Source organism: Prevotella sp. P4-119 (assembly GCF_002251345.1).
Classification (GTDB): Bacteria; Bacteroidota; Bacteroidia; order Bacteroidales; family Bacteroidaceae; genus Prevotella.
Map to the genome: position 1 here is coordinate 1 of NZ_NPJB01000103.1, position 14,048 is coordinate 14,048.

Sequence of the window (14,048 nt, forward strand, 5' to 3'; positions counted from 1 at the left end):
AAGAATTTTATCTGTCTCATTGTTGGACAGAACCCCTCTCGTAGATTTGCTCGGCAAAAGCGAACCTGCCGAGAAGTTACAAACTGTAAGAGAATTAAGTCTTAAATTTATTTAGTGGACACTAGTGATTCTCTTTCAACCATGATTTTGATGGTGTGTGGCCTTTGCTGATTTGTTCTCCTGAGTAATTCAAATGCCAGAAACCGTCAGTTTCCAAATGCCAAAAAGGTTTCGTTATTTCTGTAGTACCGTCGAACTGTGAGTCTTTGGTATATTCCCGCATCAGTTTGTTATAATGTTCTTCTATCCAATCATTGAGAACAAACTGGTTGTTAGTGAACACATTTTCTTCAATGCCATCAATCAGAGCCACCAATAGCACAGGTTTGGCAACGATGGTTTCTCCATGAATTTTGGCCTGTCTAATATTCGTAATCCGCTTTGTATAGTATTGATAACACTGATCATAGTTAAAGAATTGTATCACTCTGTTCATTGCACTTTGTTATTGGTTTGTGGCAAAGGTACGAAAAAACTGGAAATTTGCAGAAGGAAATAAAAAAAATAAGTTTTCTAAAAATTTCGACCACACGACCACAGATGTGGTGTAATCGACTATGAGACAGCATCTTTATGCTGTGGTCAATTGTTCCAAACCCGTGCTTTCGACCACACTTCGACCACACATGCTTTTTCCGATAATCATGGTGGATATTTACACGAAGTAAACAAAAAATATTTTCAAGCCGTTTCAAGCGGCTGACAAAGTTATTGTCCAACGTTGGATAAAGGTGTTATCCAACGTTAGATAAGAGTGTTGTCAAACGTTAGATAAGAGTATTGTCAAACGTTAGATAAAGGTGTTATCAAACGTTGGATAAGAGTGCTGTCAAACGTTAGATAAGGGGCTTTTCAACGTTGGAAAAAAGTTGTTTCAACTATCGGAAAAGAGTGACGTCAAATATTATGTAATAGTTTTGCCCTACGTTTGACAAGGGTGTTGCCCGACATCAGAACATACAAATCATGTATTAGCGGCTGTTGTGGATGGACTGGTTCTGTGATGGCAACGGCAGAGGACCTTGTGGTCGAAGGGTGGTCGAATACCGCGAGTCAGCGTAATCGACCACACATGTAAGCTGCATATATATAGCGCGTTATGCGGTTGTGGTGGTCGAGTGGTCGAAATTTTGCAACATCGCGTGCGCACGTGCATACATGCGCGTACCTATTTATATAGGATAGGAACCTGTTGCCTCAGTCTTTCTGCCTACATGGGAAGAATTGCAGTCCTTCGTGCAGCGCCTAAACATCCGATGGCTTCTTTTCTAATTGACTTCTGGTTTTGGGCATGTCGGCAAATTCGGAACTTAGATTGTCGAACAGAATCTTTTGCTCGTCGGTAAGTGCGACGAGTCCGTGGCCCACTTCTCTGAACCATTTTCGCAATTCAATCTCATTGCGATCGCCATCCATGAAAGGATAACGCTTGTTTTGGATGACAAAGAGACGGAAGCGGGAAAGTATTTCATAAAATGATCCTGTGGGGAACGGTACTGCTTGTCCGTCTTGGTCGTAATCGTATTTTTGAGGTATTATCACTTTGTGAGTCTGCTCATCAACGTTCATGTTGTAGGCATCCTTCAGTAGCTGGCATAGGGTAGCGATAATCCGATCCTGATGCTCTGTGCCTGGAACTACATAGTCACTTAATGGAATTTCAAGGGCGTTTTGATAATTCCAATATGCTTTCGTTGTGATCTCTTTCAGCACCTTTCGCCAGTCTATTGACTCCCAGATATCAAGGTCGATATTGTAGCAGACTCCTTTTATGGTAATCTGGTTTTTGATTTTCTTCTTCTTTTCTTTGGGTTCTGCAGGTGTTTCGGGCGTGACAGAAACGTCTGGAGTCTGAGACTTCTGATGTGCTGATACATATTGTTGGATTAGTTCGATAAACCGTTCGCCGTAAGTATTGCATTTGTGTTCACCGATGCCATAGGTGTTGCCGAATGCTGATAGTGTTGTGGGCATATCTGTGGCCAGGGCATGGAGAGACTTGTCGGACATCACGACATACGCAGGATAGTTGTTCTCATTGGCAATTTCCTTTCTCAGCGTTTTCAGTTGTTCAAACAGTTCCATGTGCTCTGTTGTTGCAGATGCTGTTGTCGTTGCCTCTTCAGCAGTCTGTTTCTGACGACCTCTTGTGCGAGTCTCCCTATTGACAACTACCAATTGCACTTTGGCTTTTCCGTGAAGCACATCCTGTCCGAGTGGGGTGACGTGTAGATGATTATCTTCGTTGTAGGCAATCTCTATATATCCCATTTGTAACATCTGAAGCAGATAGTCGCGCCAGTCTCTTACTGGAACATCTCTGCCGGCTGCAAAGGTCTTGATTTGGTTATAACCACGTGACACGAGTTCCGGCGAGAAGTTTCCGTGCAGGATGTCTATGGTCAGCGTGAATCCTATTTGCTCATCGGTTCTGATAATGGCAGAAAGCGCCTTTTGTACCAGTTCTGTACCGTCGAATGTCGTTGGTGGAGTCTGGCAGACATCACAGTTGCAACAGTTCATGTCGCTTGTTTCTCCAAAATAGTTCAACAGAATGCGTCGGCGACATATTTGTGCTTCGGCATATTCCTGCATGCGTTGTAGCTTTTCGGTGTTGATTTCCCGTTGTCCGCTTTCCTCTGCGAAATGGCGTAGCGTGATAATATCCTGCAAGTTGTAGAACAAGATAGTCTCGCAAGGCAGACCGTCACGTCCGCCACGTCCAATCTCCTGATAGTAGTTCTCTATAGTTTTGGGCAGATTGTAGTGGACAATGAAGCGCACGTTGCTCTTATTGATGCCCATACCGAATGCAACAGTAGCACAAACCACCTGAATGCGATCGTTGATGAAGTCCTCTTGTATTCGATTGCGTTCGTCGGTGGGTAACCCTGCATGATAAACACCAACGGAAAAACCTTCTTTCCTGAGTTTCTCTGCAACAGTCTCGGTGGTCTTCTTTGCCAGACAATAGATAATGCCGCTGTCGCCCTGATGGCGCTGAATCAGATTGGTTATTGTGCGTAGCTTCTCTTTGGCAGAGTATCCCCTTCTGACATCCAGACTCAGATTAGGCCGGTCGAATGAACTGATAAAGGTTTCGGCATTTTGCAGACGTAACTGTTCTATAATGTCGGATCGCGTAATTTTGTCGGCAGTAGCCGTAAGTGCCATTATGGGAACATCAGGAAACAGTTCGTGCAGATTGCCCAACTGACTATACTCTGGTCTGAAGTCGTGACCCCATTGTGAGATACAGTGTGCTTCGTCGATAGCAAAGAGAGAAACTTTCAGCATGGTTTTCATCCATCCCAATTCCGTGATGAGTCGTTCGGGCGAGATGTACAGCAGCTTTATTTCACCTCGCAGACACCTTTCAGTAATTTGCCGATTGGCAATCTCGTCGTTTGCGCTATTCAGTGCCTCTGCTGCAATACCGTTGGCTACCAGCGTTTCCACTTGATCTTTCATCAGCGAGATGAGTGGGGAGACTACTATGGCTGTGCCCTCCATCATCAAGGCAGGTATCTGAAAGCAGATAGATTTTCCACCTCCAGTGGGCATGAGTACCAGTGCGTCCTTGTGTTGCAGCACGTGATTGATGATTTCTTCCTGTAAAGGACGGAAGGAATCGTAACCATAATATGACTTGAGCGTTTCTAAAGCTGTATTCATCGTTGTAAAGAACTTGTGTTGTTTGTATCTTGTCATTCCCTCCTATGTACCTACCTATTCAGTCCCAATGATCGATTGGGGTTAGAATATAGATTCCTCGGTTTCCGAGGTGAAGAGTTCGAGGGCTTTCATGCCCATGATAGAATTTCCTTTGGCGTTGAGGCGCGGACTCCATACGGCAATGGAATAGCGGGAGGGATAGATGGCAACAATGCCTCCGCCAACACCACTCTTGCCAGGTAAACCGACCAGAAAGGAGAACTCGCCAGCCTCGTCATAGAAACCACAGGTTTGCATGATGGCATTGATGCGCTTCACTCTCGATATGGTGAGATTGACACCTGCATGGGAGAAGGGCTCGTTGCTCTTGGCAAATGCCATGAAGGCGCGTGAGAGATCCTCACAGCTCATCTCCAACGAACACATCCTGCAATAGAGGTGTAACACTTGGTTGACATCGTTGTGCAGATTGCCGTGATGCTTCAACAGGTAGGCTATCGAGGCATTGAGGTAACTGCAACTCTGCTCAGACTGCGCCACTTCGTCGGAATAGTCGATGGTGGGGTTGCCGCTGATGGTGCGCACGAAATTCAGGTAGAATGCTTCGGGATCGTCAAGATTGGAGAGCAACACATCGGCAGAGACCAGAGCTCCTGCATTGATGAAGGGGTTGCGAGGAATGCCGTGCTCATACTCCAACTGCACCAATGAGTTGAAGGCAGACCCAGAAGGTTCTTTCGCCATGCGCTGCCATAGGTCTTTACCCATGATGCTCAGGGCAATGGCGAGGGAGAATACTTTCGAGATACTTTGTATAGAGAACTTCGTGGCGGAGTCTCCTAAGCGGTAGGTCTTACCATCGAGCGTGTTGAGGCATAAGCCAAACTGGTCGGGGTTGACACGAGCCAGTGCCGGGATGTAGTCGGCTTGTTTACCTTCGTGTGCATATACCTCTATTTCCTTCCTTATTCTGTCTAATATAGGCTGATAGTCCATAGTCCTTTTCGGTTGTTGGTGAGTCTTGCAATTGCAAAGCTAAACATTTTTTTTCAATCCTCAAAACAGTATTGCTGTTTTTTCGCCATCGGAGAGGTTTTTATCATCGGAATTTAAACAGAATCTAAACGGATTTTTGGAATTATGAAACTACGGAGATATAGAAAATATGGAAAATCTGTACAAATCTGTATGCTCTGTGGATTTCGGTTCCGTGTATGATGGCTGATGAACGAAAGAATTTCGCGAGAGATGTGTGACATTACAGATTTTATTTGTAATTTTGTGACATAAACTAAAAAAACGAAGTATTATGATTCAACGACTATTATCCTTTCTCGATGCTTCGCCAGTGAATTTTCTGGCAGTGAAGAACATTGCTGATGAACTCGAACGTCATGGTTTCCGCCGTATCAATCCTAAGAAACCACTGGGAAAACTGGTGGCTGGTGACAGATTCTATGTCACTAAGAACGATTCTGCGGTCTTTGCCTTCCAAATCGGAAGTATGCCGATGGCTGATCGGGGCTTCCACATGATTTGTGCGCATAGCGATTCACCGACCTTCCGCATCAAACCGAATGCTGAGATGGACTGTGAAGGCGGTATCGTGAAACTCAATACTGAGGTGTATGGTGGACCTATCATGTCCACATGGTTTGACCGTCCGCTGACTCTTGCGGGTCGCGTGATAGTGAAAGGTGAGGATGCGATGCACCCACAGACTCGGCTGTTGCATATCAAACGGCCTCTGTTGCAGATTAGTAATCTCGCCATCCACTTCAACAGACAGGTGAACGACGGCGTGAAACTGAGCAAACAGAAAGATGTGCTGCCTATCCTTGGTATCATCAACAATGAGTTGGAACGTGGCAATCTGCTGATGAATATCATTGTGGAAGCACTCGACGGAGTGAAAGCCAGCGATATTCTCGACTTCGACCTCTATCTGGCTGACACCACACCTGCCTGCACTTTCGGTGCACACGATGAGTTTATCTCCTCTGGCAGGCTCGACGACCTGTCGATGTGTTATGCCGGCCTTGAGGCTTTGCTGGCATCACAACCCACCACGACCACGCAGGTACTTGCCATCTTCGACAACGAAGAGACGGGATCACAGACCAAACAGGGTGCGGGCAGTCCGTTCCTATCTTATATGTTGAAGCGCATTGCCCTGGCACAAAGCGGTAGCGAGGAAGCATACTACCAGGCGGTGGAGCGTGCGTTTATGATTTCTGCAGATAATGCACACGCTTGGCATCCTAACTACAGTGAGAAATTCGACCCCACCAATCATCCTAAACTGGGCGGTGGTCCCGTCATTAAGTTTAATGCAGCGCAGAAATATGCCAGCGATGCGGTGTCGGCTTCTATCTTCGCCAGCATCTGTCAGGAGGCAGGAGTGCCTTGCCAGCGCTTTGTGAACCATAGTGATGTGGCAGGAGGAAGCACGCTCGGCAATATCCTGGCATCGAGCATTCCTGTGAAGGGAGTGGATATGGGCAATGCCATCCTCGCTATGCACAGTTGCAGGGAGACCGGAAGTGTTGCCGACCATGAATACTGCGTGAAGGCTTTCACTGCGTTCTATGGTATGGAATAATATCTCAGACCGAACGAACAACCCTTTCACACAATAAACGACAACGATACACTAAAAGATGAAACAACAATACACCACGCTGCTATTCGACCTTGACGGAACCTTGGTGGATAGTGGCGAAGGTATTATGCGCAGTGCCGAACATGCACTCAACCATTTCGGCATTGAGGTTGCCGACTACCGTACGTTGCGACCCTTTGTGGGTCCGCCACTCGAAGACTCGTTTATAGATTTCTACGGCTTCACTCCAGAACAGGCTGCTGAGGCCGTCGAGGTCTATCGCGAACGCCATGCTGCCATCGGTATGTATGAAGAGGAACTCTATCCCGGTGTGCTCGATTTCCTGCGTGAGGTGAAACGCAGGGGTTATACCACCGCTATTGCCACGAGTAAGATGCGCTTTCAGGCGGATATCGTCGTGAAGGAGATTTTTCCAGAACTATCTCCTTATATCGATGATGTGTTTGGCAGAGATGATGAAGGACTGCTCCACACCAAGGCGGACGTGATCAATGACGGACTGAAACAGTTGCAGATTACCAACCTCCATGAGGTGTTGATGATAGGCGACCGCCGTTTCGATATTGAAGGGGCGAAGGCCTGTGGACTCGATTCCATGGGTGTGCTCTTTGGTTATGGTGATCGTCCTGAGATGGAGCAAGCCGGTGCCGATTATATCTGCGAATCGTATGACGAAATGCTGCAATACCTTTAAACTCCAACAATGATGAAGACAAAGAATAATCATGGAATGAGGCTGATGGCGGTGACGGTGACAATCATGCTGCTGACGGCAATGTCGTGGTCATCTTGTATCAAGCGACTGCCCGGTAGTGACCAACAACCGCGCTCTGCCAGCCGCCCACTTATGGGAGGTAATCTGCATCAAGAGCGTAAAGCGCTGAAAGCTACGATGGCTTCTCTGCCTCCTGACAAGCAAAGGGCTATGTCAAGGGAGGAACTTACATATACCCTGACGCGTACTGCCAAGGGAGTGAAGGCGCAGGAGATACGTCACTTTGGCTATTTGACTTGTTGGAACTCGGATTGGCTTATCCCCAACTGGGTGGCGTATAGTCTGAATCCAAGGAAGGTGGCTGGTATCGTGAAACGTCCTAAACGCCAGTTTGAACCCGATCCACAGGTGAAGGGTCGTTCGGCAGAACATAGTGACTATACGCATTCAGGGTATAGTCGTGGCCACATGGCTCCTGCTGCCGATATGAAATGGAGTGAGCGGGCGATGAACGAGAGCTTTTATCTGAGTAATGTGTGTCCGCAGGTGCAAGCCATGAATGGTGGTGTATGGGAACATGTGGAGCGCAAATGCAGGCAGTTGGCAAAAGAGACTGAGATTTTTATCTGTACAGGTCCTATCATGGGCAAACGTCCAGAGCGCATCGGTAGAAACGGTGTGGCTGTTCCGGAACGATTCTTCAAGGTGGTTTGTATGCAGCGCAACGGTAAATGGCAAGCCATCGGCTTTGTTGTTCCTAACAGTGATTGCAAGGGAAGTATGTTTCGCTATGCTTGTTCGGTAGATCAAGTTGAAGCGTTGACAGGCCATGATTTCTTCTATGAATTGCCTGATTCGATAGAAAACAAAATAGAGGCGGCATGGGGAACGCAAGCCGATTGGCAATAACTTATTCGCGTGGATAAGTTGAATGCCATATAGATATTATAGAGCAGCGAAAGCATAGTGAAATTGAATTTTCACTTTGCCTTCGCTGCTTTATTATCGAGATGTGATGTTAACGATTGGCGATTAGTAGTCGTAAAGACGGATGTGGAGAATCTTCCAATCGTCGCACGAGATGCGAGCGTGACGGCCCTGATGGTCTTGGTCGCCATTGTGGCGGCGCAAGAACTGTAGGCTTCCATCGGAAGCAATAGTTACCTCATCCACAAAACCGATACCTTTGCGCTTGCCAGTGAAACGACCTTTTTGTTGTTTGGCGGTCTGTTGACCAGCCAAGGCAAAACCATCTTCACCCAGTACTTTCTGTTCTTCGCGGTTCTTCTCGTATTCGGTGGCAAAGCTCACGACGATGCCAGAACCCGCCAACAGATATTCGTTGGCTGCCAAACGGATGATCATAGCACCACCTTCGGGCCATGTTGAACCATCGGTGGCACGAGCGTCCCAAGGTAAGGTGTAGTAATGGCGCGCGGTAATCATCGTGCCTTTATCGTTGATGATGCGCTCTTTGTCCTCTTGGTCGAAGAGCAGTCCCCACGAAGGTTTGTTCATCAAGGGGCGCAACTGGCGTAAGAGGTCGTACGACTTGCTGATGCCATTGGTTTCTGCCTTACTGGCTTGGTCGATGGCAAAGGGTGAAAATCCCAATGCCTGATGTTCGCCGAAGGCATACATGGCGCGCACACCACTGTTGACGCAGCAACGTGTTTCGGGAATAAACAGACGATTGTTGGCAAGCGCATATTGACTTGCCCAACCCTTGAAGCCCGTGTCGTAGATGTCGGGAGCCAGCAACAACAGTTGTGGAGCTCCAGCATGCCAGAGGTCGATGAGGTGGGCGAGCGGTCCTGCCGAAGGATATTGTCCCGGCAGACGTCCTCGGCTGTTCATGGCAGCATTGACATAGAACGGCAGTTGCGTGATTTTTCTGCCAGCCTCACACAGTCTGCCTACGTATTTCGCATAGTTGTAAGCCATAAAGACCTCGTCGGCATAGACATCGGTGCCAAACATGCCATTCCATGTGCGTTCCTTGAGGTTGAGACGATTCGTCAACCAAGGGTGGAGCGACTTCTGGTGTTTCTTCAGATAACTTATCAATTCGTCGGGCACAGGCTTTTGCCATTCGCGTTCTGCCAATGGTGCATGGTCGCGAGCATCTTCCAACATACCTATTTCATTCTCCACTTGAATCATGATGACCACATCCTTGCCCCGTTCTTCCACTCGTTTGAGCAGTGCTTCGAAGGCACGGCGGTCTGCTTGGAACACCTCTTCGGAGAAGCAACTGGCAATTTCCAATGGTTTGCCATCGGCTGTTGTGGCGCGAGGGAAACGTTTGGTGTCTTGTTTGAACCATAGTGGTGCGTAACACGACATGGAGTTTTTCCATGCTCCAAACCACAATAATACGAGTTGCAACTGATTCTCACGTGCTTGGTCGATAGTGCGGTCCAAGAGTGTAAAGTCTAACTTTCCCTCTTGTGGTTCAAGAAATTCCCAGTAGATGGGCGCCAGTACGGTGTTCAGTCCAAGGGCTTTCATGCGAGGCATGACCTTGTCAATGTCGGCAACCGATGTGGTTGCCGAGTTGCTGAGCTCTCCGCCGAGCATGAAGAAATCGTTTTTCTGCTGTGCATGAACAGGCGACAGCAGACATAAGAATAATATAAAGGAGAGTGGAATCTTCATATACTATTGTTTTTTATTTGCGAATCCACCGAAATACTTCAAGCAAACATCGCGCCATTCACGTGCATTCTGTAGCTGATCTTCCAAGCGATCATCCACTTCGCGCCATCGCTGTTCATCAACATAATGGCGCATTTTGTTGTGCCAGATGTTATGATAGGTCTCTACGTTGATGACACCTTGGTTGTAGTGATACTGCAGCGACTCCCACAGGGTGCTTCCGTCTTTCATTCGATAAGTCCAAGGCACATGATGGAACCACAGCAGGAGATTCTCCGGACAGGTCTCCAACTTATCGTACATCGACGCATAGGGTTCGCGATACTGGCTCACAGCATCGGTACCCTTAGACGAACGGTCGAAACCAATGCCGTTGGCGTCAGCCTGATGATAATATACCGGGCACCATTCCAATGGATATTCAGCCTTGAAGCCATCGGGTTCTGGACCATAATGGTGGTCGAACTTGAAGATATGGTGTAAGCCCAATGGCATCATGTAATCGACACAGGTCTCACGACTCTCTTCCATGATGGTTGACATCATATAGACGAAATTCTCATCGGTACTGAAAGTTTGTCCCAACCATTCTTTGGCAATATCCTCAGACGATAGTGATGGATCCCATGCCAAACGTCCGAAAGCATACCAGTTGGCTTGCGAGAAATGGTGACCACACCAGTTGCGGTCCTTGCCGATATTGGCTACGCCTGAAATGCCCGCCAGCCATTCGGGTTCCACATACTGGAAAAACTCTTTCCACATAGGACCGAGATAGACCAGATGGTGTGACTGACCAGTGTATTCCTGTGTGATTTGCAGTTCAGCCATATTGGGCGTCTCGCTAATCTGATCGAATACAGGACTGTAAGGTTCACGTGGTTGGAAGTCGAGCGGACCGTTTTTGGTTTGCAGAATGACGTTTTCGCGGAACTTACCGTCGAGCGGTTTAAACTCCGACACCGCCTGTTTCACGCGGTCTTCCCCTTTATGGTTAGCGCCATAGACGAAGCAACGCCAGATGACGCTACCGTTGAAAGGTGCTAAAGCATCAGCCAACATATTGGCACCTTCGGCATGTGTGCGATGATAGTCGCCCGGTCCGGGTTGTCCTTCACTATTGGCTTTCACCAAGAAACCGCCGAAGTCGGGGATGATACTGTAGATTTCCTTTGCCTTTCGCTTCCACCATTGACGCACACGCTTGTTTTTTGGATCAGCGGTGCGTGTATCGCCAAGTGCCATTGGTGTGGCGAAATTGATAGAGAGATAGACGCGAATGCCGTAAGGGCGCAACAGATCGGCAATCTTTCTGACCTCGTCGAGGTATTCACGCGTTAGCATCTTAGGCGAAGCGTTGACATTGTTGAGCACCGAACCATTGATGCCGATAGAGGCATTGGCGCGTGCATACTGATGAAGCAATGCTTCATCGAGGTGGAACCACTCGAAGATACTCTCTCCTGCATAGCCACGTTCGATGCTTCCGTCAAGATTGTCCCAGTGGTTGAGCATTCTCAAACGAAACCTAGGGTGCTGTTCCACGTGGTTCATGTTGCCTTGTGTGGCTTGACGACGCAGTACATCGTAAGCGCCATAGAGCAGACCGATGTCGCGTCGGGCACGTACCACGACACTGTCTTCATTGCCATTGATGGTAAAACCCTCGTCGTCTGTAAGAGCAGGGTCGATGAGTAATGTTGCCTTTGTACCAGCGAAATAGTCGGTAAGTTCTTGTTTTGCCAAGTCTATCGTTGCCGATTGTGCATTGGTGCTCACGTGTGCTGTTTGGCTTTTCTGTGCCGGCAACCATAAACGATGGCCGTCTTCAGCCCATGAAGATAGGGTGAAGACAGTCAGAGTAAGTAGTGTGAATAGTTTTTTTTTCATTTGCTTTATTGTTGTTTCAACAGGTTCATGGGTTGTTGCAGTGGCAGAGCATCGGTTGTTTTCTCAGTATATTCTGTGAGTTTCAATGTGGCAGAAGCCTTGATGGTCTCTACATCAGTACCGATTTGGAAGGTATAAACGCCAGCATCAACTTTCCATTGGCATCCAGCTTCATCGTAGCTTGCCAAGTCGCGCTTGTCAATTTGCATGGTGAGGGTCTGACTCTCGCCTGGCTTCAACTCTTTGGTTTTGCCGAAAGCCTTCAACTCGCGAGTTGGTTTCTCATAGTTGCCTTTAGGTGCTTTCACATAGACCTGAGCCACCTGCTTACCAGCAACGTCACCCGTGTTTTTCACATTGATGCTCACATTGATGGTGTTGCCGTTGAGTTTCACTACCGGTTTGGTGAGTTCGAAGGTGGTGTAGCTCAGACCGAAACCGAAAGGATAAGCCACCCGCTTGTTGAATGTGTCGAAATAGCGGTAACCCACGTAGATATCTTCCTCGTGGTTCGTGTAATCCACATTCTTCACATGACCACTTCCCTCCATATTTTTATAGGTGTACATATCGTAGTCTTGTGGGAAATTGGCAGTTGAAGGATGGTCGGTGGCAGCGATGGGCCATGTCATGGTGAGGCGTCCAGAAGGATTTACCTTACCTGTAAGAATGTCAGCCACAGAGTTTCCACCCTCAATACCCGGTTGCCAAGCCACGAGAATGGCATCTACACGGTCGCGCCAACTGGCAGTTTCCATGACAGAACCAGAGTTGATGATGACAATAACCTTTTTGTTTTTAGCGTGGAAAGCATCTGAAACGCGGAAAATCATGTCTTGCTCGTCCTTGGTGAGATTAAACTCGCCGTTGATGTTGCGGTCCATTCCCTCGCCAGCTTGGCGTCCGATGGTGATAATAGCCGCATCAGCCAATGGTTCTTCATGGGCTACACACCGCTCAGTAATCTCTATTTCATCGTATTTGGGCTGTCCCTGATTGAGGAACCACATCATCGGATTCTTGTCAGCTTCAAGTTTTGCCTTGGCATACTTCACATAGCTCTGGTAAATCTCCGTCAGTTGTGGTGTGGTGTTGACGCCGATATTCTTCAGTCCTGTTACCATATCGACAGAATATCCTACGTTGACACAGCCGCTACCGAGGCCACCCGACATGAAGTTGTAGGAGCTGACACCAAACAGCGCTACTGTTTTCAGCGAACGTATAGGCAGTGTATTGTCGTTTTTCAGCAGTACCATACCCTCAGTACTACTTTGTCTGGTGATGGCAGCATGAGCTTTGAGATCGGGTTCGCTACTGAATTTATAACCTTTGAAGCGTGGTGTTTTCACGATATACTCCAGCATGCGGCGTACATTGCGATCTACATCAGCCACATCGAGACGTCCAGCTTTCACCGCAGCCACGATATCTTCCACCTGAGCAGGGAATCCCGGCATCATCAAATCGTTGCCGGCAGCCACCTCTGTTTCTACGGGAAGGTCTTTGCGCTTGCCAATCCAGTCAGTTTCTACAATACCTTTATAGCCCCAATCCTCGCGGAGCACCTTGGTAAGGAGGTCTTTGCTGCCTTGTGCATAGTGTCCATTCACTTTGTTGTAAGCCGACATGATGGTCCAAGGATTGCTGCGGCGCACCACCATCTCAAATCCTTTCAGATAGAGTTCTCGCAGTGCACGTGGGCTGACGCGCTCATCCACACGGGTGCGGTCAGTTTCTTGTGAGTTGGCAACATAGTGCTTTGCACTGACACCAACGCCCTGACTCTGCACACCTTTGACGAAGGCAGTACCGATGAGTCCCGTCACGATAGGATCTTCTGAATAGTATTCGAAGTTGCGTCCGCATAGCGGATTGCGGTGAAGGTTGAGGCCAGGACCCAGAATCACATCACATCCGTATTCCCGAGTCTCGTTGCCGATGGCTTGTCCCACCTGTTCTACGAGGTCGGTATTCCATGTGGAAGCGAGACAAGTGCCGATGGGGAATCCCGTAGCGAAATAGTTTTTACTATCGCCCTCACGGTGTGCATCGATATGTACGCCGGCAGGACCATCGCATTGTACTGTCGATGGAATGCCCAGTCGTGGTATGGCTACGGTGTAACCAGCCGCTCCAGGTACGAATTTCTTCTGGTGTCCCAACATGGCACCACTACCCACGAAGCCGTCGTTGCCGCCGCCTACCAGCAGTTGTGCCTTTTCTTCCAGCGTCATGGCTTTAACGATTTCGTCGATGTTGTTAGCAGTTAGTTTGGGCTGCGCCGTCATCGATGCAGCCGTCATGGCAATTGCAATACCTGTCATCAGTGTTCTTTTCTTCATAGATGTTATTGGAATTTTGGTTATTATCGTAATTGTTGTAGGTGTATATTGCCTACAAAATTACGATATTTCTGTCATATTC

General features: G+C 47.9%; 8 protein-coding genes and 1 pseudogene. 3 read left to right on the plus strand and 6 right to left on the minus strand.

Annotated elements, in window-relative coordinates:
• Nucleotides 1-121: 121 nt before the first annotated feature.
• From CIK89_RS12640 to CIK89_RS12650, 3 genes and pseudogenes are all read right to left on the minus strand, one after another.
• Nucleotides 122-496: a hypothetical protein gene (locus CIK89_RS12640; protein ID WP_094391716.1), complete on the minus strand. Its 375-nt coding sequence runs from the start codon at nt 494-496 to the stop codon at nt 122-124.
• Between the two features lie 1,436 nt (nt 497-1,932).
• Nucleotides 1,933-3,735: pseudogene (gene recQ, locus CIK89_RS12645) on the minus strand (DNA helicase RecQ); the annotation flags it as partial.
• An 81-nt stretch (nt 3,736-3,816) separates the two neighbouring features.
• Complete coding sequence (locus CIK89_RS12650) at nt 3,817-4,731, minus strand: glutaminase (RefSeq protein WP_094391718.1); 915 nt, start codon at nt 4,729-4,731, stop codon at nt 3,817-3,819.
• Between the two features lie 313 nt (nt 4,732-5,044).
• Between CIK89_RS12650 and CIK89_RS12655 the strand changes: the two genes are divergently transcribed.
• Genes CIK89_RS12655 through CIK89_RS12665 form a run of 3 tightly spaced genes read left to right on the plus strand, consistent with a single transcriptional unit; the run spans nt 5,045 to nt 7,982 of the window.
• Nucleotides 5,045-6,337: a M18 family aminopeptidase gene (locus CIK89_RS12655; protein ID WP_094391719.1), complete on the plus strand. Its 1,293-nt coding sequence runs from the start codon at nt 5,045-5,047 to the stop codon at nt 6,335-6,337.
• A gap of 58 nt (nt 6,338-6,395) precedes the next feature.
• Nucleotides 6,396-7,052, plus strand: coding sequence for an HAD hydrolase-like protein (locus CIK89_RS12660; protein WP_094391720.1), 657 nt, complete (start codon nt 6,396-6,398; stop codon nt 7,050-7,052).
• 9 nt (nt 7,053-7,061) lie between these two features.
• A complete protein-coding gene (locus tag CIK89_RS12665; protein ID WP_094391721.1) occupies nt 7,062-7,982 on the plus strand; it encodes a DNA/RNA non-specific endonuclease in 921 nt (306 codons plus the stop codon).
• A gap of 123 nt (nt 7,983-8,105) precedes the next feature.
• Here CIK89_RS12665 and CIK89_RS12670 read toward each other — a convergent pair whose 3' ends face one another.
• Genes CIK89_RS12670 through CIK89_RS12680 form a run of 3 tightly spaced genes read right to left on the minus strand, consistent with a single transcriptional unit; the run spans nt 8,106 to nt 13,966 of the window.
• Entirely contained in the window at nt 8,106-9,731 is a 1,626-nt protein-coding gene (locus tag CIK89_RS12670) for a DUF5597 domain-containing protein (RefSeq protein WP_094391722.1), read from the minus strand.
• Between the two features lie 3 nt (nt 9,732-9,734).
• A complete protein-coding gene (locus tag CIK89_RS12675; protein WP_094391723.1) occupies nt 9,735-11,621 on the minus strand; it encodes an alpha-glucuronidase in 1,887 nt (628 codons plus the stop codon).
• 5 nt (nt 11,622-11,626) lie between these two features.
• A complete protein-coding gene (locus CIK89_RS12680) occupies nt 11,627-13,966 on the minus strand; it encodes a glycoside hydrolase family 3 protein (RefSeq protein WP_094391724.1) in 2,340 nt (779 codons plus the stop codon).
• Between the last annotated feature and the right edge of the window lie 82 nt (nt 13,967-14,048).